This is a genomic window from Kribbella sp. NPDC006257, assembly GCF_040613535.1.
In the GTDB taxonomy this organism is placed as follows: domain Bacteria; phylum Actinomycetota; class Actinomycetes; order Propionibacteriales; family Kribbellaceae; genus Kribbella.
Genome location: NZ_JBEXSJ010000063.1, coordinates 1 through 24,697, shown reverse-complemented (window position 1 = coordinate 24,697; position 24,697 = coordinate 1). Strand labels below are relative to the sequence as shown.

18 protein-coding genes and 2 pseudogenes are annotated in these 24,697 nt (G+C 67.8%); 16 read left to right on the top strand and 4 right to left on the bottom strand.

From position 1 onward, the window contains the following. The 5 genes from infB to ABZ004_RS39805 all read left to right on the top strand — a co-directional run. On the top strand, nt 1-2,029 hold a 2,029-nt coding region (gene infB, locus ABZ004_RS39825; RefSeq protein WP_355687397.1), incomplete at its 5' end, for a translation initiation factor IF-2. Between the two features lie 81 nt (nt 2,030-2,110). Continuing rightward, nucleotides 2,111-2,548 carry a 30S ribosome-binding factor RbfA gene (gene rbfA / locus ABZ004_RS39820; protein WP_355687395.1) on the top strand — a complete coding sequence of 146 codons (438 nt, stop codon included), beginning with the start codon at nt 2,111-2,113 and terminating at the stop codon, nt 2,546-2,548. Next, a complete protein-coding gene (gene truB, locus ABZ004_RS39815) occupies nt 2,529-3,443 on the top strand; it encodes a tRNA pseudouridine(55) synthase TruB (RefSeq protein ID WP_355687393.1) in 915 nt (304 codons plus the stop codon). Before rbfA ends, truB begins: the two co-directional genes overlap by 20 nt. A gap of 109 nt (nt 3,444-3,552) precedes the next feature. After that, nucleotides 3,553-9,036, top strand: a complete 5,484-nt coding sequence (locus ABZ004_RS39810; RefSeq protein WP_355687391.1) for a carboxyl transferase domain-containing protein — start codon at nt 3,553-3,555, stop codon at nt 9,034-9,036. Between the two features lie 13 nt (nt 9,037-9,049). Beyond that, entirely contained in the window at nt 9,050-9,931 is an 882-nt protein-coding gene (locus ABZ004_RS39805) for an NAD-dependent protein deacetylase (RefSeq protein WP_355687389.1), read from the top strand. A 71-nt stretch (nt 9,932-10,002) separates the two neighbouring features. Here the strand turns inward: ABZ004_RS39805 and ABZ004_RS39800 are convergent, their stop codons facing one another. Beyond that, nucleotides 10,003-11,022 (bottom strand): SGNH/GDSL hydrolase family protein, encoded by a 1,020-nt coding sequence (locus tag ABZ004_RS39800; RefSeq protein ID WP_355687387.1) that lies wholly within the window; start codon nt 11,020-11,022, stop codon nt 10,003-10,005. A gap of 124 nt (nt 11,023-11,146) precedes the next feature. Here ABZ004_RS39800 and ABZ004_RS39795 point away from each other — a divergent pair, with 124 nt between their 5' ends. The 10 genes and pseudogenes from ABZ004_RS39795 to ABZ004_RS39750 form a co-directional block, all read left to right on the top strand. Further along, nucleotides 11,147-12,109, top strand: coding sequence for a bifunctional riboflavin kinase/FAD synthetase (locus ABZ004_RS39795; protein WP_355687385.1), 963 nt, complete (start codon nt 11,147-11,149; stop codon nt 12,107-12,109). Between the two features lie 119 nt (nt 12,110-12,228). Then, complete coding sequence (gene rpsO / locus ABZ004_RS39790) at nt 12,229-12,501, top strand: 30S ribosomal protein S15 (RefSeq protein ID WP_012920573.1); 273 nt, start codon at nt 12,229-12,231, stop codon at nt 12,499-12,501. Nucleotides 12,502-12,768: 267 nt separating this feature from the next. Next, nucleotides 12,769-15,018: a polyribonucleotide nucleotidyltransferase gene (locus ABZ004_RS39785; RefSeq protein WP_355687383.1), complete on the top strand. Its 2,250-nt coding sequence runs from the start codon at nt 12,769-12,771 to the stop codon at nt 15,016-15,018. After that, nucleotides 15,015-16,328: a pitrilysin family protein gene (locus tag ABZ004_RS39780; protein WP_355687382.1), complete on the top strand. Its 1,314-nt coding sequence runs from the start codon at nt 15,015-15,017 to the stop codon at nt 16,326-16,328. Before ABZ004_RS39785 ends, ABZ004_RS39780 begins: the two co-directional genes overlap by 4 nt. 264 nt (nt 16,329-16,592) lie before the next feature. After that, complete coding sequence (locus ABZ004_RS39775) at nt 16,593-18,200, top strand: ABC transporter substrate-binding protein (RefSeq protein ID WP_355687380.1); 1,608 nt, start codon at nt 16,593-16,595, stop codon at nt 18,198-18,200. After that, the gene (locus ABZ004_RS39770; RefSeq protein ID WP_355687379.1) at nt 18,197-19,123 is read left to right on the top strand and encodes an ABC transporter permease; all 927 of its coding nucleotides are present in this window, start codon (nt 18,197-18,199) and stop codon (nt 19,121-19,123) included. The genes ABZ004_RS39775 and ABZ004_RS39770 overlap by 4 nt, the downstream gene beginning before the upstream one ends. Beyond that, entirely contained in the window at nt 19,116-20,009 is an 894-nt protein-coding gene (locus ABZ004_RS39765) for an ABC transporter permease (RefSeq protein WP_355687378.1), read from the top strand. Before ABZ004_RS39770 ends, ABZ004_RS39765 begins: the two co-directional genes overlap by 8 nt. Further along, entirely contained in the window at nt 20,009-21,007 is a 999-nt protein-coding gene (locus ABZ004_RS39760) for an ABC transporter ATP-binding protein (protein WP_355687399.1), read from the top strand. Before ABZ004_RS39765 ends, ABZ004_RS39760 begins: the two co-directional genes overlap by 1 nt. Continuing rightward, entirely contained in the window at nt 21,007-22,005 is a 999-nt protein-coding gene (locus tag ABZ004_RS39755) for a dipeptide ABC transporter ATP-binding protein (protein ID WP_355687377.1), read from the top strand. The genes ABZ004_RS39760 and ABZ004_RS39755 overlap by 1 nt, the downstream gene beginning before the upstream one ends. Before the next feature lie 38 nt (nt 22,006-22,043). Further along, a pseudogene (locus ABZ004_RS39750) lies at nt 22,044-22,265 on the top strand (NUDIX hydrolase); the annotation flags it as partial. A 37-nt stretch (nt 22,266-22,302) separates the two neighbouring features. On the opposite strand, the gene ABZ004_RS39745 reads toward ABZ004_RS39750, so the two are convergent. Further along, a complete protein-coding gene (locus ABZ004_RS39745) occupies nt 22,303-22,773 on the bottom strand; it encodes a DUF488 domain-containing protein (RefSeq protein WP_355687375.1) in 471 nt (156 codons plus the stop codon). After that, complete coding sequence (locus ABZ004_RS39740; protein WP_355687373.1) at nt 22,770-23,171, bottom strand: RidA family protein; 402 nt, start codon at nt 23,169-23,171, stop codon at nt 22,770-22,772. The genes ABZ004_RS39745 and ABZ004_RS39740 overlap by 4 nt, the downstream gene beginning before the upstream one ends. A gap of 74 nt (nt 23,172-23,245) precedes the next feature. Between ABZ004_RS39740 and ABZ004_RS39735 the strand changes: the two genes are divergently transcribed. Then, nucleotides 23,246-24,226 (top strand): YafY family protein, encoded by a 981-nt coding sequence (locus tag ABZ004_RS39735; RefSeq protein ID WP_355687372.1) that lies wholly within the window; start codon nt 23,246-23,248, stop codon nt 24,224-24,226. 260 nt (nt 24,227-24,486) lie between these two features. Here the strand turns inward: ABZ004_RS39735 and ABZ004_RS39730 are convergent. Then, nucleotides 24,487-24,697, bottom strand: a pseudogene (locus ABZ004_RS39730) (hypothetical protein); the annotation flags it as partial.

Genomic DNA, 24,697 nt, shown 5'->3' with positions numbered 1-24,697 from the left:
CGGTGGCGGTGGCGGCGGCTTCCGTCCGGGTGGTGGCCCCAGCGGTCCCCCCGGTGGTGGCGGTGGCGGTCGTCCGGGCCCGGGCAACCGGGGCCGGGGCGGAACGCAGGGTGCCTTCGGGCGTCCGGGTGGTCCGGCCCGTCGTGGCCGCAAGTCCAAGCGCGCCAAGCGCCAGGAATTCGACAACATGCAGGCTCCGGCCGTCGGCGGCGTGCGCGTCAAGCACGGTGACGGCGAGGTCGTGAAGCTGGCCCGTGGCGCCTCGCTGACGGACTTCGCCGAGAAGGTCGGCGTCGACCCGGCATCGCTGGTCCAGGTGCTGTTCCACCTGGGCGAGATGGTGACCGCGACCCAGTCGGTCAACGAGGAGACCCTCGAACTGCTCGGTACCGAACTGAACTACGACGTTCAGGTCGTCTCGCCGGAAGACGAGGACCGCGAGCTGCTGGAGTCCTTCGACATCGACTTCGGCGCCGACGAAGGTGGCGAGGGCGAGCTGGCGGCCCGGCCGCCGGTGGTGACCGTGATGGGTCACGTCGACCACGGTAAGACGAAGCTGCTGGACGCGATCCGGCACGCGAACGTGGTGGCCGGCGAGGCCGGTGGCATCACCCAGCACATCGGTGCGTACCAGGTGACGACCGAGGTGGACGGCAAGGAACGCGCCATCACCTTCGTCGACACCCCGGGTCACGAGGCGTTCACCGCCATGCGTGCTCGTGGTGCGCAGGCCACCGACATCGTCATCCTGGTGGTCGCGGCCGACGACGGCGTGATGCCGCAGACGATCGAGGCGCTGAACCACGCCCGCGCGGCCGGCGTGCCGATCGTGGTCGCGGTGAACAAGATCGACGTCCCGGCGGCCGACCCGGTCAAGGTCCGCGGTCAGCTGACCGAGTACGGACTGGTGCCCGAGGAGTACGGCGGCGACACGATGTTCGTCGACGTCTCGGCGAAGTCGCGGATCAACATCGACGGCCTGCTCGAGGGCGTCGTGCTGACCGCGGACGCGGCACTGGATCTGCGGGCCAACCCGGACATGCCGGCCCAGGGTCTCGCGATCGAGGCGCACCTGGACAAGGGCCGTGGACCGGTGGCGACCGTGCTGGTGCAGCGCGGAACGCTGAAGGTCGGCGACTCGATGGTGGCCGGTCCGGCGTACGGCCGGGTCCGGGCGATGCTCGACGAGCACGGCAACTCGCTCACCGAGGCGCTCCCGTCGCGTCCGGTGCTGGTCCTCGGTCTGACCGCGGTGCCCGGTGCCGGTGACAAGTTCCTGGTCGTCGACGACGACCGGATGGCTCGTCAGATCGCCGAGAAGCGGGAAGCCCGGGCACGTGCCGCGGCCAACGCGAAGCGGCGCGCACGCCGGACGCTCGAGGACTTCATGGCCTCCATGGAGAAGGGGCAGAGCCAGGAACTGCTGCTCATCCTCAAGGGCGACGGCTCCGGTTCGGTCGAGGCGCTGGAAGACGCGCTGGTCCGGATCGAGGTCAGCGACGAGGTCAACCTGCGGGTGATCGACCGTGGTGTCGGTGCCATCAACGAGAACGACGTCAACCTGGCGATCGCCTCGGACGCCGTCATCATCGGCTTCAACGTCCGGCCGGCCGGCAAGGCCGGGGACCTGGCCGAGCGCGAAGGCGTGGATGTCCGGTACTACTCGGTCATCTACCAGGCGATCGACGACATCGAGGCCGCACTCAAGGGCATGCTCAAGCCCATCTACGAGGAAGCCACCCTCGGCCAGGCGGAGATCCGGGAGATCTTCCGCTCGTCCAAGGTCGGCAACATCGCCGGATGTTGGGTCACGAGCGGCGTGATCAAGCGCAACGCGAAGGTCCGGTTGATCCGGGACGGCGCGGTCGTGCTCGACAACGCCGACCTGTCCTCGCTCAAGCGGTTCAAGGACGACGCGTCCGAGGTCCGCGAGGGCTTCGAGTGTGGTCTGACCGTCCAGAACTACAACGACATCAGGATCGGCGACGTGGTCGAGGCCTTCGAGCTCCGCGAGAAGCCCCGCAACTGACCGATCGAGGTAACGTCCGGAGTGGCGGTGGAAGCCGCCGCTCCGGACGTTGTTCATGTCTGAATGAAGGAGTGAGCCCTGATGGGTGAAGCAAGGGCTAAGCAGCTGGCCGACCGGATCCAGGTCCTGGTGGCCGAACTGCTGGAGCGCCGGGTGAAGGACCCCCGACTGGGCTTCGTCACGATCACCGACGCGAAGCTGACCGGGGACCTGAGCGAGGCGAGCGTCTTCTACACGGTGTACGGCGGCGAGCAGGAGCGCGCGTCCACCGCGGCGGCGCTGGAGTCGGCGCGCGGCCTGATCCGCAGCGAGGTCAGCAAGGCGCTGGGACTGCGGCGTGCCCCGAGCATGGCGTTCTACCTGGACGCCATCCCGGAGACCGCGGGTCAGATCGAGGAGCTGCTGGCGAAGGCCCGGCAGGCCGACGCCGAGGTGGCCAAGGCCGCCGCCGGCGCCAAGCCGGCCGGCGACGCCGACCCGTACAAGCACCGCGAGGACGATGACTCCGACGACGAGTGACCCGCAAAATCACAGCTCGATAGTTGCCGATGGCTTTGTTGTGGTCGACAAGCCGGCCGGGCTGACCTCGCACACCGTGGTGGCCAGGATTCGCCGGCTGGCGGGCACCCGCAAGGTCGGCCATGCCGGCACGCTGGACCCGATGGCCACCGGTGTCCTGGTGGTCGGGCTGAACCGCGCCACCAGGCTGCTCGGCCATCTCCAGCTGGCCGACAAGTCGTACGACGCGACGATCCTGCTCGGCGCCTCGACCAGCACCGACGACGCCGAGGGCGAGACCGTCACGGCGGCCTCGCCCGAGGCGCTGGCCGCGGTGACGGTGGAGCGGATCGAGGCGGCGATCACCGGTTTCCGCGGCGAGATCTCGCAGGTGCCGTCCGCGGTGTCCGCGATCAAGGTCGACGGGAAACGCGCCTACGAGCGGGTCCGGGCCGGCGAAGAGGTCGTGCTCAAGTCCCGCTCGGTCACGATCAGCCGGTACGACGTACTCGACGTACGCCGTGCTGCCGACGGGATCTCGGTCGACATCTCGGTCGACTGTTCCAGCGGCACCTACATCCGCGCGCTCGCCCGCGATCTGGGCACCGAGCTGGGCGTCGGGGGTCATCTCACGGCGCTCCGGCGTACCCGCGTGGGTGCCTTCACGACGGCTCACACGCTGGAGGAGCTGGAGGAGTCGTTCGTCTTCCTGCCGATCGCGGATGTCGCCGCCGATACCTTCCCGCGGTACGACGCGGATGCCGAGCAGGCCGCCGCGATCCGCACCGGCCGCCCGCTGCCAGGTCTCAAGCTCGAGGCCGGGCAGACCGCTATGTTCGACCCGACGGGCACGTTCCTGGCGCTCTACGAGCCACACGGCCCACTGGCCAAACCCACTGCAGTCTTCGTGAGCTGATCGACCCGACTCGACGGTAGCCCTCGCTGCCTGGGAATGTGTGCGGTGACAGCTGTCCTTCTCTAATTTAAAGCCATCTATTCTACCCCAACGACAGGAGTGCCTCCCGGTGTTCAACCGCATCGCCATCGTCAACCGGGGTGAAGCCGCGATGCGGCTGATCAACGCGGTCCGCGAGCTCAACGCCGAGACGGGGAGCTCCGTCGAGACGGTGGCTTTGTACACCGATGCCGAGCGCACCGCCACGTTCGTGCGCGCGGCCGACCTGACCTATCCGCTCGGTCCGGCCGCCGAGCGCCCGTATCTCGACCACGCCAAGCTCGAGCGGGCTCTGGTCGAGACCGGCGCGGATGCCGCCTGGGTCGGCTGGGGCTTCGTCGCGGAAGACCCGGCGTTCGCGGAGCTGTGCGCGCGGATCGGGGTCACCTTCATCGGCCCGAGCGCCGAGGCGATGCGCAAGCTCGGGGACAAGATCGGCTCGAAGCTGATCGCGGAAGAGGTCGGCGTACCGGTGGCGCCGTGGAGCCGGGGCGCGGTCGAGTCGCTCGACGCGGCGCTGGAGTCGGCGCGCGGGATCGGCTACCCGGTGATGCTGAAGGCGACCGCCGGTGGTGGCGGGCGCGGTATCCGGGTGATTCATGACGACGACGATCTGCGGGACGCCTACCAGCGGACCAGCGATGAGGCCGCGCGTGCCTTCGGTAGCGGCGTGCTCTTCCTGGAGCGGCTCGTCACCGGGGCCCGGCACGTCGAGGTGCAGGTCATCGCTGACGGGCAGGGTACGGCGTGGGCGCTCGGCGTCCGCGACTGCTCCGTGCAGCGGCGCAACCAGAAGGTGATCGAGGAGTCGGCCTCGCCGGTCCTCGCTCCGGATCAGGTCGCCGAGCTGAAGACGTCTGCCGAGCGGCTGGCAGTGGCTGTTGGTTATAGCGGCGCTGGGACGGTCGAGTTTCTCTATCACCCGGGCGACAAGCTCTTCGCCTTTCTCGAGGTCAACACCCGGCTGCAGGTCGAGCACCCGATCACTGAGGTCACCACCGAGTTCGACCTGGTGAAGGCTCAGTTGCATGTCGCCGGTGGCGGCCGGTTGGAGGGCACCCAGCCGGCTGAGCAGGGGCACGCGATCGAGGCGCGGCTGAATGCCGAGGACCCGGACCGCGACTTCGCTCCCTCACCCGGCCGGATCGCGCGACTGCGGCTGCCGACCGGGCCCGGCGTACGGGTGGACACCGGGGTCAGCGAAGGCGACTCGATCCCGGCGGACTTCGACTCGATGATCGCCAAGATCATCGCGTACGGCCGGACCCGGGACGAGGCGCTGGGCCGCCTTCGCCGGGCGGTGGCCGACACCGTGGTGGTGCTGGAAGGCGGTGCGACCAACAAGAGCTTCGTGCTCGATCTGCTGGACCAGCCTGAGGTGATCGACGGCAGCGCCGACACCGGCTGGATCGACCGGGTCCGCGGCGAGGGCCGGCTGGTCTCGAGCCGGCACTCCGGGATCGCGCTGATCGCAGCGGCCATCGAGGCGTACCAGGAGGCCGAGCGGGTCGAGCGGCAGCGGCTGCTGGAGACCGCCCGGGGTGGGCGTCCGCAGGTGCAGCACGAGGTGGGCCGGGCGATCGCGCTGAAGCTGCGCGGAGCGTCGTACAAGGTGACTGTCGCCCGGGTCGGCGCCAGCCGGTACCGCGTGGGTGTTGGCGTTGGCGACGAGTTGCAGTCGCTGGATGTGGAGCACGAGCGGCTGGATGCGTACGACGTACGCCTGGTTGTTGCTGGTCATCGCTTCCGCTTGGTGACTGCGACGCATGGGCCGGTGCACCTGGTTGAGGTCGACGGTGTGACGCACCGGGTGAGCCGGGACGAGGGTGGCTTCCTGCGGGCGCCTTCGCCGGCACTGGTGGTTGCGACTCCGGTTGCTGCTGGTGCTGAAGTCGAGGCCGGTGCACCGGTGCTCGTGCTGGAGAGCATGAAGATGGAGACCGTGCTGCACGCGCCGTTCAAGGCGATCGTGCGCGAGCTGCCGGTATCGACCGGTAGCCAGGTGGAGACCGGTGCGCCGCTGGTGCTGCTGGAGCCGGTCGGTGATGCCGATGCGGTCGTGGAGACGAGCGAAAGCATCGATCTGGAGCTGCCGGAGCCCAACGGCACGCCGCCGGCGGAGGTGCGGGTGGCTCGTGGGCTGGACGATCTGGGCAGCATGCTGCTCGGGTTCGACATCGATCCCCGCGACGAGGGGCGGACGCTGTCGGAGTACCTGTCGGCCCGGGCGGAGCTGGCGGCACCGCCGGTGGCGGAGGAGATCGGCGTACTGCGACTGTTCGCCGATCTGGCCGAGTTGAGCCGCAACCGGCCGGCCAGCGAGGACCTGCGCACCGAGTTGCGAGTGCACAGCCCCAAGGAGCACTTCCACACGTATCTGCAGACGCTCGACACCGAGCGCGCGGGGCTGCCAACTGAGTTCACCGAGCGGTTGTCGCGAGTGCTGGGCCACTACGGCGTCAAGGACTTGGACCGTAGCGACGAGCTGACCGACGCGGTGTTCCGGATCTTCCTGGCTCAGCAGCGCACGACTCCCGACGTACTGCTGGTGACGTCGTTGCTGGAGCAGTGGCTCGTCGAGGACAAGCCTGAGGCGCCGCTGGATGCCGAGGCATACGCCGTACTGGAACACCTGGTGCTGGCTACTCAGCTGCGCTTCCCGGTGATCGGTGACCTCGCTCGCAGTGTGCGGTTCCGCTGGTTCGACCAGCCGCAGGTCGACCAGGCGCGTGCTGAGGTGCTTGCAGGAGTTGGCGATGAGCTTGCTGCCCTCTCGCTGGACCCCGATGCGCCGGGACATGCCGAGCGGGTCGAGGCGCTGGCGACGATCCCCGAGCAGATCGTGCGGTTCCTGGCCGAGCGGCTCGAGGGTGGCGTCAACGGCACCGAGCCGATGCTGGAAGTGCTGGTACGTCGGCACTACCTCGAGTACGAGCTGCACGGTCTGCGCAACGCCACTGTGAACGGCCGTGCTTTCACCACTGCCGACTACACCGTCGACGCGCGTCCGACGCATCTGGTGACCACTATCGGCACGGTTGATGAGCTGGCTGATCCGGGGAGTTCGCTGGTTCGTGACTTGTCGGCTGAGCTCGCTGCCCGGCCTGCAGGACATGAGACGGTGGCGGATCTCTACCTGTCTTGGCCGCAGACGCCGGAGTCGCCGCAGGAGGCCTCCGACCGGCTCTGCGAGATCGTCGCGCCGCTGCTGTTCGAGCAGCAGGTACGCCGGGTGGCCATCGCCCTCGTACCAGGTGGCGGCCGCGAGGTCTGGTACTTCACCTACCGCCTCGGTGCCCAAGGCGTCGTCGAGGACGACAACGTACGCGGCGTGCACCCGATGGTCGGCCGCCGGCTCAACCTGTGGCGGCTCCGCGACTTCCGGATCACCCGGCTGGACGCGCCGCAGGACGTGCTGCTGTATCACTGCGTTGCCCGGGACAACGAAGCCGACGAGCGATTGGTCGCGCTCGCCCAGGTGCGCCAGTTCGCCGCGGTCCGGGACGAGGACGGCAAGATCACCGCGCTGCCGCACGTCGAACGGGCGATCGCGAACTGCCTGGAGGGCATCCGGCGGGCCCGCAGCGCGCTCGGTGCGGCCGGCGCGAAGCTGGAGATGAACCACGTCTGGGTGACGATCTGGCCGGTCCTCGACGCCGAGGTCGCCGAGCTGACGGCGCTCAAGCGCAACATCGCCCCGCTGACCTCCGGCGCCGGGATCGAGGAGGTCAGCGTCGCCGGCCGCGTGATGGGCACCAACGGCGTACCGTTCGCCGTCGTCGGCCGGTTCTACTACCAGCCCGGTGCCGGCGTCGTGACGGCCGTCGAGCGGCCCGCGACCGAGCCACTCAAGCCGCTCGACGACTACGCGCAGAAGGTGCTGCGCTCCCGTCGCCGTAACACCGTCTACCCCTACGAGGTGGCCGGGATGGTCGCCGGGGCAGGCGGCAGCTACGTCGAGTACGACCTGGACGATGCCGGTGTGCTGGTCCCGATCGACCGGCCGCGCGGCCTGAACAAGGCCGGCCTGATCGTCGGCATCATCAGTACGCCGACCCGTCGGCACCCCGAAGGCGTCCGGCGTGTCGTGCTGAGCGGCGACCCGACCAAGGCGCTCGGTGCGGTCGCCGAGGCCGAGTGCACCCGGATCATCGCGGCGCTCGAGCTGGCCGAGGAGCTGAAGATCCCGGTCGAGTGGTTCGCGGTCTCGGCCGGCGCCCGGATCTCGATGGACTCCGGCACCGAGAACATGGACTGGATCGCCAAGGCGCTGAAGCGGATCGTCGAGTTCACCCAGGCCGGTGGCGAGATCAACATCGTTGTCGCCGGCATCAATGTCGGCGCGCAGCCGTACTGGAACGCCGAAGCGACGATGCTGATGCACACCAAGGGCATCCTGGTGATGACGCCGGACTCGGCGATGGTGCTGACCGGCAAGGAGTCGCTGGACTTCTCCGGTGGCGTCTCGGCCGAGGACAACTACGGCATCGGCGGCTACGACCGGGTGATGGGCCCGAACGGCCAGGCGCAGTACTGGGCTCCTGATCTGGCCGGTGCACGCGACATTCTGATGGCGCACTACGACCACACGTACGTCGTACCGGGGGAGCCCGGGCCGCGCCGGGCGCCGACCACCGACCCGCACGACCGCGACGTCACGACGTTCCCGCACGATCCGGCCGACGGTGGGTTCACCACCGTGGGGCAGATCTTCTCCGCGGCGACCAACCCGGATCGCAAGAAGGCGTTCGACATCCGCACGCTGATGCGGGCCGTTGCCGACCAGGACCACCCGATGCTGGAGCGTTGGGCGGGGATGGCCGATGCGGAGACGGCGGTCGTGGCCGACACCAGGCTCGGTGGGATGCCGGTGTGTCTGCTGGGGATCGAGTCCAAGCCGGTGCCGCGGCGTGGCTTGTCGCCGACGGACGGGCCGGATGTCTACACGGGTGGCACGTTGTTCCCGCGGTCGTCGAAGAAGGCGGCACGGGCGATCAACGGAGCCAGCGGGAACCGTCCGCTCGTCGTACTGGCGAATCTGTCCGGGTTCGACGGGTCGCCGGATTCGATGCGGAACCTGCAACTGGAGTACGGCGCCGAGATCGGTCGCGCGATCGTCAACTTCGACGGGCCGATCGTGTTCTGCGTGGTCTCGCGCTACCACGGCGGCGCGTTCGTCGTCTTCTCCAAGGCGCTGAACCCGCGGATGACCGTGCTGGCCGTCGAGGGCTCGTTCGCCTCGGTGATCGGCGGCGCCCCGGCCGCGGCCGTGGTGTTCTCCCGCGAGGTCAACACCCGGACGTCGGCCGACCCGCGGGTGGCCGATGTCTCGGCCCGCCTGGCCGCGGCCGAGGGTGCCGAGCGGGCCAACCTCGCCAACGAACTGGCCGAGGTCCGCTCGGCGGTGCGCGCGGAGAAGCTCGGCGAGGTCGCGTCGGAGTTCGACCGGGTGCACAGCATCCAGCGCGCGGTCGCCGTCGGCTCGGTGGACGCGGTCATCCAGCCCGAGGAGCTCCGCCCCCAGCTCATCGCCGCCCTGGAGGCAGGACACTAGCTACCCTGGGAACGTGCGCTCTCGCCCCACACTGACCTGGTCTCCTGGACCCGACGTGCTCTCGTTGGATCCAGGTACGACGGATGTCGCGCCGGTTGCCGAGGTGGTGGGGGACGGGAGAGTCGTGGTGCTGAGTGGGGCCGGGATCTCGACCGAGTCGGGGATCCCGGACTACCGCGGTGCGAGTGGCAGTCTGCGGACGCATACGCCGATGACGTACGGCGACTTCGTCGGGAGTGCCGCGGGACGGCAGCGGTACTGGGCGCGCAGTCACCTGGGCTGGCGGACGATCGCGCGGGCGGCTCCGAACGACGGGCACCGGGCGGTCGCCGTACTGCAGGCGCGTGGGTTTCTGAGCGGCGTGATCACGCAGAACGTCGACGGGCTGCATCAGGCGGCCGGTGCGCGCGACGTGATCGAGCTGCACGGCAATCTCGACCGGGTGATCTGCCTGGACTGTCGCCGGACGACGCCGCGGGAAGAGCTGGATCGACGGCTGCGTGAGGCGAATCCGTTCTTCGAAGGAGTTGCGACCCGGATCAACCCGGACGGCGACGTGGAGCTGCCGGAGGACGTCGTCCAAGGGTTTCAGCTGGTGCCGTGCACGAACTGTGGGTCGGCGTTGCTGAAGCCGGACGTGGTGTTCTTCGGGGAGAACGTGCCGAAGCCGCGGGTCGAGCGGTGCTACTCACTGATCGACGAGGCGCGCGCGGTGCTCGTGCTCGGCTCGTCGTTGACGGTGATGTCCGGCTTCCGGTTCGTCCGGTACGCCGCGAAGGCGGGCAAGGAGGTGCTGATCGTCAACCAGGGCATCACCCGGGGCGATCCGTACGCGACCCATCGGGTGGATCTCCCGTTGGGACAGGCCCTGACCGAGATCACCGCACTGGTTTGAGAAATGAGCACCGGGCCGGTCCACGCGTGAAGTGGGGCCGGCCCGGCGTCCGCCGTACGGATTGGAAAGGGTCAGCGTTGCGCGCCGGTCCGTAGGCGGTTCATGGCGGCCTTGACGGCCGGGTCCTGCTGCATCGTCGCAGCCTTCTTGCTCAGGTCGCTGGCCTCGCGGGCCCACTGTGCCTGCTCGGCGGGAGTGATCGTTTCCTGCGCGCCGGTGAGCTTCTTGAAGGTCAGCGCGGTGACGCCGGCCTGGCCTTCGTAGCGGGGGTGGTAGTTGAGGGCGCGGAGCAGGTTGATGTCCTTGCCCTGGATCCAGGCCTGGCCCTCCGGGGCACAGGCGTCGTGGCCGGTCGAGGGGCCGAAGGTGTCGACGTACAAGGCGCCGCCCGCCTTGGCTGCATTCTCGACGGCCTGGTTGAGCTTCTGCTCGATCGAGTACAGGTAGGCGTAGTCGCCGTCGGCGAACGGCAGGATGGCCGGGCAGGTGCCCTTCTCCGGCGCGATCTTCGGGTAGCCGATCAGGGCGATCGTCGCCTTCGGGGACCGCTGCTTGATGCCGTTGACCACGTCGGTGATCCGGACCTGGGTCTGGGCGATCTTGTCGGCCAGCGTGTCCTTGCCGGCCACGGTGAAGTGCTGCTTGCACGGCGCGCCGGCCGGGTCATTGTCGCGCAGGCCCGGGCAGGTGCCGACGATGTCGCCGAAGACGCCGAAGTCGTTCCCGCCGATCCCGAGGGTGACGAGGTCGGTGTCCGCGGTCAGCACGTTGAACTGCGGCGGGAAGGTGCCGAGCGGGGTGGCCTGTGGCTGGGTCATGTTCGTGGTGTCCGCGCCGCCGCAGCTCACGTCGGCGAACGAGGTGACCTGGAGCTGCGCGGCCAGTTGCTTGGGGTAGTTGCTGATCGAGCGCAGGCAGCCGAGCGACAGCAGCTCGGGCAGCGGCACGAGCGGCGCGGAGGTGTAGGAGTCACCCAGCGCGACGTACCTCGTGTACTTCGCGGCCGGGGCGAACGCGGTTGCCGTGCTCGTGACCGACCCGGCGACCAGGACTGCGGCGACGGTGGCGGCGACCAAGCGGTGCAGCTTCACAGGACCTCCGAGGGGGTGACCAGATGCCGCCGCCCACCATAAGTTGAGTCACGGCGTGATTACAAGGGGTGATCATCCGGTCCCTGGTGACGGACTCCGCGGACCGGCATGGAATCCTGCTGTCATGCGTGTCTGGCACGGTTTGGACGAGGTGGATGCCGATTTCGGCCCCTCGGTCGTCACCATCGGCAACTTCGACGGCGTGCACCGCGGGCACCAGGAGGTGCTGGCGCACGCCCGGGCCCGGGCGGAGCGGCTCGGCGGCCTCCCGGTGGTCGCCATGACGTTCGATCCGCACCCGATGGCGGTACTGCGGCCCGGCCATGCGCCGGCGATGATCAGCGACCCCGCCGAGCGGGCCACGTTGCTCGGCGCGGCCGGTGCGGACGCCGTACTGATCCTGCCGTTCGACAAGGAGACCGCGGCCTGGTCGCCGCAGGAGTTCATCGAGCGGGTTCTGGTCGGCACCCTGCACGCCAAGGCGGTCGTGGTGGGGGAGAACTTCCGCTTCGGTCACAAGGCCGCCGGGCACGTCGACACCCTGGTCCAGGCGGGCCTGGAGGCCGGTTTCGAGGTCGAGGGACTGTCGCTCGCGGGCGACGCCCAGCCCTGGTCCTCGACCTACATCCGCGGCCTGATCGCCGAGGGCGATGTGGAGGGTGCGGCGGTCGCGCTGGGTCGGCCGTTGCGGGTCACCGGGACCGTGGTCGAGGGCGACAAGCGGGGCCGCGAACTCGGGTACCCGACAGCCAACATCCCTGCCCTGCAAGGCGCCGCAGTCCCGCTGGACGGTGTGTACGCCGGGTGGCTGACCGTGCTCGACGCGGCGCCCGGCACCCCGCAGTACGGGGAGCCGTTGCCCGCGGCGATCAGCGTGGGGAGCAACCCGACCTTCGACGGGGTGGACCGCCGGGTGGAGTCGTACGTGCTCGACCGCGACGACCTGGAGCTGTACGGCTCCCGGATCGCGGTGGACTTCGTCGCCCGGCTCCGCGGCAGCCAGATCCGGTTCGAGACGATCGACGACCTGCTGGACCAGATGAAGCTCGACGTCGACGGCGCCCGGCGGATCCTTACCGCGAATTAGGGTGACGCGTCCACGGACTGGTACCGTGGACGCTGCCGTCTGAACGGCCGCGGATCGAGAGTGCCCGGGTGACCCAAGCCCCGGTGCGCCGCGCAACGGACATCGAGAGGATCACCTAAGTGTCGTCAGCCAATCCTGAGGCGAAGAAGAAGATCATCGGCGAGTACGCCCTGACCGAGGGCGACACCGGTTCCCCCGAGGTCCAGGTCGCGCTCCTGACCCACCGCATCGCGGACCTGACCGAGCACCTGAAGGAGCACAAGCACGACCACCACAGCCGTCGTGGTCTGCTCCTCCTGGTCGGCCAGCGTCGCCGCCTGCTGAACTACCTGGCGAAGAAGGACATCAACCGCTACCGGTCCCTGATCGAGCGGCTCGGTCTTCGCCGATGACGTCGTGAGAAGCGGCCACCGCTGTTCCGGGGTGGCCGCTTCTCGCGTATCCACGCAGCAGCGTGGGACAACTGAATAATCAACGACAACGAGACGACGCGAGGTTGCGTACCGGCCGACGACCGGTCCTCGGTAGTGGCCTTCGGGACAGCACACGCTGCACCCGCGGGCCTCGATCGAAGACCGGCACACCCCGGAGAACTCGCGCCTCACAGTCGTCTCAAGTGACGAGAGGGGTATCCCGTGTCGGGATCCACCAACGCGCCCATGGAGGGCGCAGAGTTCGCTGAAGCCGTCATCGACAACGGCAGCTTCGGCACCCGTACCATCCGCTTCGAGTCGGGCCGCCTGGCCCAGCAGGCCGCCGGCTCCGCCGCCGCCTACCTCGACGGCGACACGATGGTGCTGTCGGCCACCACGGCCAGCAAGAAGCCCAAGGACCAGTTCGACTTCTTCCCGTTGACGGTGGACGTCGAGGAGCGGATGTACGCCGCCGGCCGGATTCCGGGCTCGTTCTTCCGCCGGGAGGGCCGCCCTTCCGAGGAGGCCATCCTGACCTGCCGGCTGATCGACCGCCCGCTGCGGCCGTCGTTCGTCTCCGGCCTGCGCAACGAGATCCAGGTCGTCATCACGGTCCTGGCGCTCAACCCGGACACGCTGTACGACGTACTGGCGATCAACGCCGCGTCGATGTCCACCCAGATCGCCGGCCTGCCGTTCTCCGGCCCGATCGGCGCCACCCGCGTTGCCCTGATCGACAAGCAGTGGGTCGCGTTCCCGACCCACACCGAGCTCGAGGACGCCGTCTTCGACATGGTGGTCGCGGGCCGGGTCACCGACACCGGTGACGTCGCGATCATGATGGTCGAGGCCGAGTCCACCCCGGGCACCTTCGACGCCGTTGCCGCCGGCAAGCAGGCGCCGACCGAGGAGATCGTGGCCCAGGGCCTCGAGGCCTCCAAGGCGTTCATCAAGACGCTGGTCGAGGCGCAGTCCGAGCTGGCCGCCAAGGTCTCCAAGCCGACCGGCGAGTTCCCGCTGTTCCCGGACTACCAGGATGACGCCTTCGCCGCTGTCGAGGCCGCTGCCACCGAGGAGCTGTCGCAGGCGCTCACCATCGCGGGCAAGCACGACCGCGAAGAGGCCACCGACGCGATCAAGGCCGCCGTGATCGACAAGCTCGCCGCCGACTTCGAGGGTCGTGAGAAGGAGCTGTCCGCAGCCTTCCGCTCGCTCACCAAGAAGCTGGTCCGCCAGCGCGTGCTGACCGACAAGGTCCGCATCGACGGCCGTGGGCTGACCGACATCCGGCCGCTCAAGGCGCAGGTCAAGGTGCTCCCGCGGGTGCACGGCTCGGCGATCTTCGAGCGCGGCGAGACCCAGATCATGGGTGTCACCACGCTGAACATGCTCCGGATGGAGCAGCAGCTCGACACGCTCTCCCCGGAGACGCGCAAGCGCTACATGCACAACTACAACTTCCCGCCGTACTCGACCGGTGAGACCGGCCGGGTCGGTTCGCCGAAGCGCCGCGAGATCGGACACGGCGCATTGGCCGAGCGGGCCCTGGTGCCGGTGCTGCCGTCACGCGAGGACTTCCCGTACGCGCTGCGTCAGGTGTCCGAGGCGCTCGGCTCGAACGGCTCCACCTCGATGGGTTCGGTCTGCGCCTCGACGCTGTCGCTGCTGTCGGCCGGTGTGCCGCTGAAGGCGCCGGTGGCCGGGATCGCGATGGGCCTCATCTCCGGTGAGGTCGACGGCGAGACGCAGTACGTCGCGCTGACCGACATCCTCGGCGCGGAGGACGCGTTCGGCGACATGGACTTCAAGGTCGCCGGCACGAAGGACTTCGTCACCGCCCTGCAGCTGGACACCAAGCTGGACGGCATCCCGGCCAGCGTCCTCGGCGCGGCGCTGACCCAGGCCAAGGACGCCCGGCTGACCATCCTGGACGTGATGGCCAAGGCCATCGACGCCCCGGGTGAGATGAGCGAGTTCGCCCCGCGGGTCATCTCGGTGAAGGTCCCGGTCGACAAGATCGGCGAGGTCATCGGCCCCAAGGGCAAGATGATCAACCAGATCACCGACGAGACCGGTGCCGACATCTCGATCGAGGACGACGGCACGGTGTACATCGGTGCGACGGACGGCCCGTCGGCCGAGGCGGCGCGCGCGATGATCAACGCGATCGCCAACCCGACGATGCCGGAGAAGGGCGAGCGCTACCTGGGCACGGTCGTGAAGACGACCAACTTCGGTGCGTTCATCTCGCTGCTCCCCGGCAAGGACGGTCTGCTGCACATCTCGAAGCTGCGCGGCCTGGCCGGTGGCAAGCGGGTGGAGGCCGTCGAGGACATCCTGTCCGTCGGCCAGAAGCTCCAGGTCGAGATCGCCGAGATCGACGACCGCGGCAAGCTTTCGCTGATCCCCGTCGTCGAGGGTGACGACAACGCAGCGAAGGCGCCAAATGATGACGCTGCCAAGGCTGATGACGCAGAGGTCGCTCCCGCCGAGTGACACGTGCCATCACCAGCACGCTGCTGAGCTCGGAGGCAGGCGGTCCGGTCAAACGGACCGTCCTGCCCTCCGGGCTCCGCGTGCTTTCCCAGTCCGTACCGGGCTTCCGCTCGGTCACCTTCGGCCTCTGGGTCGGCGTCGGATCCAGGGACGAACCGATCCAGCTCTCCGGTGCGACGCACTTCCTCGAACACCTGCTGTTCAAGGGCACCGAGCGCCGCGACGCGCTGGAGATCTCCTCGGAGATCGACGCGGTCGGCGGCGAGATGAACGCCTTCACCGGCAAGGAGTACACCTGCTACTACGCGCGGGTGCTCGACTCCGACCTGCCGCTCGCGGTCGACGTCATCTGCGACATGATCACCTCGGCCACGCTCACCGAAGAGGACGTCGAGAGTGAGCGCGACGTCATCGACGAGGAGATCGCGATGCACGCCGACGAGACGTCGGACCACATCCACGACCTGTTCGCCGAGCAGCTCTGGGGCTCGTCGCCGCTCGGCCGCTCGATCACCGGTACGCCGGAGTCGGTCGCCGCGCTGACCCGTCGCCAGGTGGCCGGCTGGTACCGGCGCCGCTACCGCCCGGAGAACATCGTCGTCTCCGTCGCGGGCAACGTGGAGCACGCGGATGTCGTCAAGCTGGTCCGCAAGGCCTTCGAGAGGCACTGGGCAACCGGTGAAGCCGAGCCGACGCCGGTACGCCGGGGGTCGGCGCGCCGCGTTCCGACGTACGGCGGGGTGCGGGTTCACCATCGCGACGTCGAGCAGGCGCATCTGGTGCTGGGGATGCCCGGGCTGGTGCGCAACGACGAGCGGAAGTTCGTCGCCGGCGTGCTGCACGGGATCGTCGGTGGCGGAATGTCGTCGCGGCTGTTCCAGGAGGTCCGGGAGAAGCGAGGGCTGGCGTACTCGGTGTTCACCTTCGGATCGGCGTACGCGGATGCCGGCATGGTCGGCGTCTACGCGGGCTGTCTGCCGAAGAAGGCGCCGGAGGTGCTCGAGGTGATCCAGGCCGAGCTGGCCACGATCGCCAAGGGCGGCATCACCGCCGACGAACTGCTCCGCGGCAAGGGCCAGATGCGCGGCTCGGTCGTGATGGGCCTGGAGGACACCGGGGCCAAGATGACCCGGATCGCCAAGGCCGAACTCGTGTACGGCGAACTGCCGACGGTCGACGACATCCTGCGCAGCATCGACGCGGTCACCCTCGACGACGTCCAGGACCTGGCCGCCGAGCTCTACGCCGGCCACCCCGCGCTGACCGTGATGGGCCCCTTCGACGAGAACAGCACCGCCTTCACCCTGTAGTCACAGTCAGCACAAGACCGCTTGCACCTCGTGTGCAGGCGGTCTTTGCTTTTCGGGACGGACCCGCTGACATCAGATGACTTTGCTGTATGGCGGGGTTATCGTGGCCGAAGGGACCTTTGTGGGTGCAGGTGCTCTGAGGTCTCGGTCAGGTAACGCGAGCTGTAGTTTGTCCCTGACAACGTTGACATGCTTCGCCGGAACCAGCCAACATGGCGGCTATTCCCGCCTACCGGCCCTCCCGCCGAGGAAGTTGGTTCGACCGTGCGACGTGCGACTGGTGTTCTGGGGGTGGCGCTCGGGCTCGCCCTGGTGCTCAGCTCCTGTGGAGACGGCAAGAGCTCCGGCGGTGCCGGTGGCGGAGCCAAGAGCGAGGTCATCGCGATCGCCGCGGACCCGCTGGACTACATCAACCCGCTGAACGAGAACGGCAGCCCTGGCATCCAGGTCGCCCAGGCGATGTTCGCGCCGCTGGTCGCGACGGATCCGAACACCGGCAAGACCGTCAACGTGATGGCCGACTCGGTCACCCCGGACAAGACCAGCCAGACCTGGACGATCAAGCTCAAGCCGGGCAACACCTTCCAGAACGGGCAGCCACTGACCGCGAAGGACTACGTCGACAGCTGGAACCTGACCGCCCAGGGCTCGACCGCGTGGAAGAACAACGGCTTCTTCTCCAAGGTCGAGGGGTACGACGCGATGAACCCGCCGACCCCGGACGGCGCCACCCCGAAGCCGACCTCGGTGAAGACGCTCAGCGGCCTGAAGCAGATCGACGACCTGACCTTCTCGGTGAAGCTCAAGGTGCCGTTCTCGCAGTTCGGCCTGACCCTGCAGTACCTCGGCCTGGCCCCGCTGCCGGAGGAGGTCCGGAAGAACCCGGACGCCTACAAGCGCAAGCCGATCGGCAACGGCGCGTTCAAGCTGGACGGCACCTGGAACCCCGGTGACGACATCAAGCTGACCAAGTGGGACGGCTACAAGGGCCCGAACGCGCCCGAGGCGGACGCCATCACCTACCGGTTCATCCCGAACGCGGACACGGCGTACAACGAGTTCCTGGCCGGCAACGTCGACTTCGTGGACGTGCCGCCGACCAAGATCAAGACCTTCAAGACCGACGCGCCCGACGGCTGGGTAACCGCTACGAGCTCGGGCGCCAACTACCTGGTGATGCCGGCCTGGGATCCCCGCTACAAGAACCCCAAGCTGCGGCACGCGTTCTCGATGGCGATCGACCGGAAGGCCTTCGCCGACCTGGTCGGCCTGGCCACTCCGTCCAACGGCCTGGTCTCGCCGGACATGGACGGCTACCGCCCGGACGCCTGCAAGTTCTGCAACTTCGACCCGACCGCGGCCAAGCAGTTGCTGGCGGAGGCGGGCGGCTTCTCCGACCCGGTGAACATCAGCTACAACACCACGTCGGCCACCGGTCAGATCTTCGCCGAGGCGATCGGCAACATGCTCCGGCAGAACCTCGGCCTGCAGGTGAAGTACTCCGGCAAGCAGGGTTCGGAGATCACCGCGCTGGCCGACACCCGCAAGCTCGACGGCCTGCGGTTCAGCGGCTGGGGTCATGACTACCCGTCGATCGAGGACTACCTGACCCCGATGTTCAAGTCCAACGGTGACGCGAACTTCTCCGGTTACAACAACCCCGAGCTGGACAAGGTGCTGGCCCAGGGCGACGCCGAACCGAACCCGGAGAAGGCGATCAAGCTCTACCAGCAGGCCGAGGACATCGCGCTCGCAGACATGCCGCTGATCCCGTTGTACGCCAAGCAGAACGCATACCTGCACTCGGCGAAGATCAGTCCCCGGGTCTCCAAGTACACCGGCGTACAGGCTCTCTACTCGACCTTCAAATGACCCGGTTCGTCCTCCGCCGGATCCTGGCGGCCATCCCGATCGGCCTGATCGTCACGCTGGGGGTCTTCGCGCTCGTGTTCGCGATGCCCGGAGACCCGCTGCGCGAACTGGCCGGTGACAAGCCCATCCCGGCCGCGGTGCTGGCCGCGAAACGGGCCCAGTTCCACCTCGACGACCCGTTCATCGTGCAGTACCTGCTGTCGATGAAGGACATGTTCACCGGCCACTTCGGTACGACGTTCGCCGGTGCCGACATCGCCGGCCAGCTCCGGTTGCGGATCCCCGTGACGCTGAAACTGGCCACGATGAGCCTGGCGTTCCAGTGGATCGCAGGCCTGCTCTTCGGCCTGTACGCCGGGTTCCGGCGCAACGGGATCGTCGACCGGATGCTGTTGCTGTCGACGCTCGTCGTACTGGCTGTTCCTGGCCTGGTGCTGTATTTCGCCGGGCAGTTCCTGCTCGGCGTACAGCTGAAGGTGTTGCCCGTTTCGGGAATCTCGGACGGGTATCCGTTGGCGTATTTGCTGCCGGCTGTCTGTATCGCGATCACCGGATTCGCGGGGATGGCGCGGTTGACCCGTACGTCGATCGTGGATACCGCGAACTCCGACTTCGTCAAGACGGCGCGGGCGAAAGGGCTGGGGGAGCAGCGCATTCTTTGGCATCACGTGCTGCCGAACGCCTTGCTGCCCGTGGTCACGTTGATGGGCATCGACTTCGCCGGCATCTTCGCCGGCGCGGTCCTTGCCGAGAGCATCTTCAACCTGCCGGGGCTGGGGCAGTTCCTGTTCCAGTCGATCCGGTTCCACGAAGGGGGCGTGGTGGTGCTGCTGTCCACGCTGGCCTTCGTGATGTTCATCGTGATCAACCTGATCGTGGACATCGTCTACGGCTTCATCGACCCGAGGGTGCGCAATGTCTGAGACCCAGCAAGTCTTCGGCGCGGAGGCGCAGGACCTCGAAGGGCGGACGCTGTCCAATCGCGAGCTGCTGCGGGCGCTGCTGCGCAAACCGCAGTTCGTGATCTGCGTGGTGCTGGTGCTGATCGTCTTTGCGATGGCTGCTTTCCCGGGGATCTTCACGTCGGTTGATCCTCGCTTCTGCGAGCTCGCGAAAAGTGCTCGCAGCCGGGAGCCTGGGCATCCGTTCGGGTTCGACATCCAGGGGTGTGACTACTTCGCCAACGTGATCTACGGTGCTCGGCCGTCGGTGCTGGTGAGTCTGGTGGCGGGCTTCGGCGGGTTCGCGGTGGCAGGGATCCTCGGCCTGCTGGCCGGCTACTTCCCGGGTGCGGTCGACACGATCATCTCCCGGGTCGCGGACGTGTTGTTCGCCCTGCCGGGGCTGATCGCGCTGATCGTGATCCTCAACTCGGTGCCGAACCGGAGCATCTGGATCATCGTCGCGATCATCCTGGTGACGGGCTGGCCGCAGGGGATGCGGGTGATGCGATCGACGGTGTTCTCGGTGCGGAACCGCGAGTACGTGCTGGCGGCGCGATCGATCGGCGTACCGCCGCTGCGGATCCTGCGCAAACACGTGTTCCCGAACGCGATGGCGCCGCTGCTGGCGATGACGACGCTGGGGATCGGCGGGCTGATCGGGCTGGAGGCTGTGCTCACGTTCCTCGGGGTCGGGCTGCAACCACCGTCGATCTCCTGGGGATCGCAGTTCGGTGTTGCGGCGGCTTACCGGGACACGCCGCACCTGTTCATCTGGCCGGCGATCTTCATCTCGACCACCACGATCTCGTTCATGATCATCGGCGACTCGATCCGAGACGCCCTCGACCCGAAGCTGATCCGATGATGAGTTCTGGCGAAGTACTTCTGAAGGTTTCCGACCTGACCGTTGAATTCGACACTCCGCGTGGACCCGTGCGGGCTGTTGACGGGGTGTCGTGGCAGGTTCGGGCGGGGGAGACGCTGGCGATTCTTGGTGAGTCCGGGTCGGGGAAGTCTGTTTCGACGCAGGCGTTGACCGGGATTCTGGAGATGCCGCCAGGGCGGATCGTGTCCGGTACGGCGGAGTACCGGGGGACGGATCTGATCTCGCTGACGACGCGGGAGCGACGCAAGATCGTCGGCGACCGGATCACGATGGTCTTCCAGGATTCGCTGTCCGCGCTGAATCCGGTGCAATCGGTCGGCAAGCAGATCGCCGAGTGCTACCGGGTGCACCGGGGCATGTCGAAGCGCGACGCGATGAAACGCGCTGCGGAGATGCTCGATCAGGTCCGGATCCCGGCCGCTGCGAAACGGGTGAACGACTACCCGCACGAGTTCTCCGGCGGCATGCGGCAGCGGGTGATGCTGGCGATGGCGCTCGCGCTCGACCCCGACGTACTGATCGCCGACGAGCCGACGACGGCGCTCGACGTCACCGTGCAGGCGCAGATCCTCGAGCTCATCGCGGACCTCCAGACCGAGCGGGACATGGGCGTCGTGCTGATCACGCACGACCTCGGTGTGGTCGCGGATGTCGCCGACAACGTGGTGGTGATGTACGCCGGTCATGTGGTCGAACGAGCTGCTACGGCCGAGGCGTTGGAGCGTCCGGTTCACCCTTATACAGAAGGGCTTCTGCTGTCGATGCCCTCTGCGGATCTGAAGGGTCAGGAGCTGCCGACGATTCCCGGTACGCCGCCTTCGTTGCGGGCAATTCCGTCCGGTTGCGCGTTCCGGACCCGGTGCCCGATCGCTGTGGAGGAGTGCGGTGTTGAGGTGCCGCCGTTGTTGACGGTTGCGCCGGGGCGCGACGCTGCTTGCATCCGGCGTACGAAGATCTCTGTTGAGGAGGCGGTCTGATGTCGTCGTCGTCGGAGTTGCTGGTGGCAACCGATTTGGTGAAGCACTACGACATCAGTCCAGCCTTCTCGTTCGGCCAGAAGACTCTGGTCCGCGCGGTCGACGGCGTTGATCTCGTACTGCGTAAGGGCGAGTCGCTCGGTATCGTCGGTGAATCCGGGTGTGGGAAGTCCACCTTGGTGAGGCTGCTCGCTGCTCTGGAGAAGCCGACGTCGGGATCTTTGCTGTACGACGGCGTGGACGTGGCGAAGCTGAAAGGCAAGGAGCTGCGGAAGTGGCGCCAGAACGTCCAGGTGGTCTTCCAGGATCCGTACTCCGCGCTGAATCCCCGGATGCGCGTCGGCGAGATCGTCGCCGAACCGCTGGAGGTGCACCCGGATGTCTCTCGCGGAATGGATATCCGTTCGCGGGTGCGGGAACTGCTGGAGCTCGTCGGGTTGCGGGCCGAGGACGAGACGCGTTTCCCGCATCAGTTCTCCGGTGGGCAACGGCAGCGGATCGGGATCGCGCGGGCGATCGCGCTGAACCCTGATGTGCTGCTCTGCGACGAGCCGGTTTCCGCGCTCGACCTGTCGGTGCAGGCGCAGGTCGTGAACCTGCTGATGCGGTTGCAGCGGGAGCTCGGTCTCTCGATCATCTTCGTCGCGCACGATCTGTCGGTCGTGCGGCACGTCTCCGACCGGGTGGCGGTGATGTACCTGGGTCGCGTGGCGGAACTGGGTGAACATCACCAGGTGTACGACGTACCGGCTCACCCTTATACGCAAGCGCTTCTCTCAGCTGAACCAGGTCTAGCGCGAAAGGGCCGCCAACGCATCATCCTCGCCGGCGACCCACCCTCTCCCGTCCTGCCGCCCTCCGGCTGCCGCTTCCACACCCGCTGCCTCCGAGCCGAACCCCGCTGCTCCACCGACGTCCCCGAACTCCGGCCCCTCCCCACCGGCCAATCCGTCTCCTGCCACTACGCCGAAGACGCCCAATCCACCTACACCCACTAGCCCACCCCGCGAGTGGGTGGTGATTAGAGTGCCGGGGCATGGGCTCGTTTGAGGTGGCGGTGCATCGGGCGGCGGTGGGGGTGTTGATCACCGACTTCGAGGGGAGGGTGCTGCTCGTCTCGAATCCGTATCGCGAGAATCTCGTGCAGGTCGGCGGGATGGTGGAGCCGGGGGAGAGTCTGGCGGCCGCGGCTGAGCGGGAGGTGCTGGAGGAGATCGGGCTCGAGCTCACCGTCACGCGGCGCTCGGGCCACCAACACGACCATCTACCTGGACTCCGAGCGCACCATCCCGAGCTCACGGCCGTAGGTGTTCGATCCGTACGCCGTATTGCTCGGCGAGCCGGGCTGCGATCAGAGAGCGATGGCACGCCTCCGGGTCGCTCTCGACGCAGAGCAGGGCCGCGATCTCGGCGCGCGACGCGATCGGGCTGAGATCGGCATGGTCGAGGATCTCGGTGGTGTACCGACGGGCGTACTCGGCGGCCAGCACCTGCCGCGACCGTTTGCCGACTCCCTGACGATCGTCCTCGGCGTACTGGACTTGCCGCAGTTCCGTGGTCGGCGCGAGTTCGAGATGGTGCTCGTAGGCGATCCCCGCCTGGACCAGCGACGCCTGCAGCCGCAGCGAGTTCGCCCACGCGTACTCCGGCCCGCGGACACCGCGTCGCTGCCGTACATCCAGCAGCACGCGAACGCCGGCATCCCGCAACTGCTGCAAGAACGACTCACTGTCGAAGCCGTAGACGCCGATGGTCACCAGTTTCATGCGACGGCGGTTGCTTCGAGTTCGACGAGCTGACCTGGGATCGCCAGGCGGGTCACGCCGAGCATCGTGGTGGGCGGGGCGACGCCGGCGGCACCCAGGCGTGACGCCAGTACGCCGTACTGCGGGAAGAGTTGGTCGACGTCGGTGGTGTACACGTTGAGCCGGACCAGGTTCGCCAGGGACATCCCGGCCTCGCCGAGCACCGCTTCCAGATTGTCGAGGCTTACCGCCAACTGCGCTGCCATATCTCCATCATGCAGGGGTTTGCCGTCCTCGCTCATCGAGGTCTGCCCGGAGCAGTAGAGGGTCCGGGTGTGTCCGGAGACGAGCTCGCCTTGGTTGAACCCGAGTTCGAGGGACCACTTCACCGGGTTGACTGCCGTTCGTTCGAGTGCCACATCAGCTCCTTGAGGTTGGTGCGGACGAGCTTTCCGGTAAATCACGACATCCTTCGTCATGTATTTTGAGCCGCATGCGCGCCGACCGCTTGGTCTCGCTGATCCTGCTGCTGCGTCAGCGCGGTCAACTCACGGCGGAGACCCTGGCCAAGGAGCTTGAGGTGTCCACCCGCACGGTCCTGCGCGACATCGAGGCGCTCTCGGCGGCCGGCGTACCGGTGTACGCCGAACGCGGCCGGCACGGCGGGTTCGCTCTACTGCCCGGATTCCGGACCGAACTCACCGGACTGAACCACGACGAAGCGATCGCGTTGCTGGCGGCGGGATCCCGTGGCGGCGAGCAGATCTTCGGCTCCGCGCTTGCGTCGGCCCTGCGGAAGGTGGTCGACGCGCTCCCCGAGAGCCATCGCGCTGGCACCGAGCGCTTCCTCGTCGAGCCCGAAACCGACCTGCTCTCCCGCCGCCTCGTCACCGAGGACGTGCCGCACAGCACGATGGCGGAGGTACGCCGCGCAGTACTGAATGGCCACAAACTACGCATCCACTACGAAGCCACGAACCAGTCGCCGCAATGGCGCACGGTAGACCCGATCGGCCTAGTCACCGTCCGAGACCGCATCTACTTGCTAGCCACCAGATCCGGCGCCGACCGCACCTACCGCCTCTCCCGGATCAAAGCCGCCGAAGAACTCCCCGAACCAGCAGAACGCCCCAACAAGGTCGACCTGGACCGCATCTGGCAGGAACGCCGCACCCAGTTCCTCTCCACCAACCACCTCACCGTGCTGGTCCGCGTATCCCCCGAGCGACGCGAAGACCTCCTGACCCACGCTGTAGCAGTCCGCGCCGAAGCCCCAGATCCAGACGGCTGGCTACGCCTAGAAGTCACCTACCAAGACTCCTGGCACGCCGAGTGGTCCCTCTGGCAACTAGGCCTCTCCGCCGAAGCCCTAGCCCCCCACTCCCTCCGCCAAGCCCTCCACACCCGAGCCCAAACCCTCGCCACCCGCTACCAACCCAAGCCCAAGATCCCTCCGGCCGAAGCAGCGACGTAGCCGCCCGATCCGACCCGGGAGATCGAACCGGACCACAGCGATCAGCGGGCGGTTTGTTCGACCACCTCCGGGGACGGCTGATGCACGGACAATATGACCAGTTGGGAGGAGCCGGGCATCTCGACGATCTCGCGCCTCAGAGCGGGTGCTCCACTGCGTACGACGAGGGGTGACGGCAACGGGCGGCTGCGCAAGGCCCTACCAAGCCAGCATCTTCTCCGCCTCAGCCGGACCGACGTGATCCCAGGGCGAGAAGTGCGTCAGGCGGCGTTGGTGTTGGGGGGTGACTCCGCGTTTGGTGTGCCGGGTGTGGTGTTGGGCATGGTGGGTGGTTCGAGGTAGGCGCGTCCGGTGGGGCTGATGAACACGAGTGTGCCGGTGTCGGTGGTGAGGACTTGCCAGTCGCCGTGGTGCTTGAGTCGGTGGTGGTGGCGGCAGAAGGGTCCGAGGTTTTCGTCGTCGGTGGGGCCT

Excerpts from the sequence above, each read along its gene's own strand:
- rbfA (WP_355687395.1), top strand. The coding sequence starts at position 2,111 with ATGGGTGAAGCAAGGGCTAAGCAGCTGGCCGACCGGATCCAGGTCCTG.
- truB (WP_355687393.1), top strand. The coding sequence starts at position 2,529 with ATGACTCCGACGACGAGTGACCCGCAAAATCACAGCTCGATAGTTGCC.
- ABZ004_RS39795 (WP_355687385.1), top strand. The coding sequence starts at position 11,147 with ATGCGTGTCTGGCACGGTTTGGACGAGGTGGATGCCGATTTCGGCCCC.
- ABZ004_RS39785 (WP_355687383.1), top strand. The coding sequence starts at position 12,769 with ATGGAGGGCGCAGAGTTCGCTGAAGCCGTCATCGACAACGGCAGCTTC.
- ABZ004_RS39770 (WP_355687379.1), top strand. The coding sequence starts at position 18,197 with ATGACCCGGTTCGTCCTCCGCCGGATCCTGGCGGCCATCCCGATCGGC.
- ABZ004_RS39765 (WP_355687378.1), top strand. The coding sequence starts at position 19,116 with ATGTCTGAGACCCAGCAAGTCTTCGGCGCGGAGGCGCAGGACCTCGAA.
- ABZ004_RS39760 (WP_355687399.1), top strand. The coding sequence starts at position 20,009 with ATGAGTTCTGGCGAAGTACTTCTGAAGGTTTCCGACCTGACCGTTGAA.
- ABZ004_RS39755 (WP_355687377.1), top strand. The coding sequence starts at position 21,007 with ATGTCGTCGTCGTCGGAGTTGCTGGTGGCAACCGATTTGGTGAAGCAC.
- ABZ004_RS39745 (WP_355687375.1), bottom strand. The coding sequence starts at position 22,773 with ATGAAACTGGTGACCATCGGCGTCTACGGCTTCGACAGTGAGTCGTTC.
- ABZ004_RS39735 (WP_355687372.1), top strand. The coding sequence starts at position 23,246 with ATGCGCGCCGACCGCTTGGTCTCGCTGATCCTGCTGCTGCGTCAGCGC.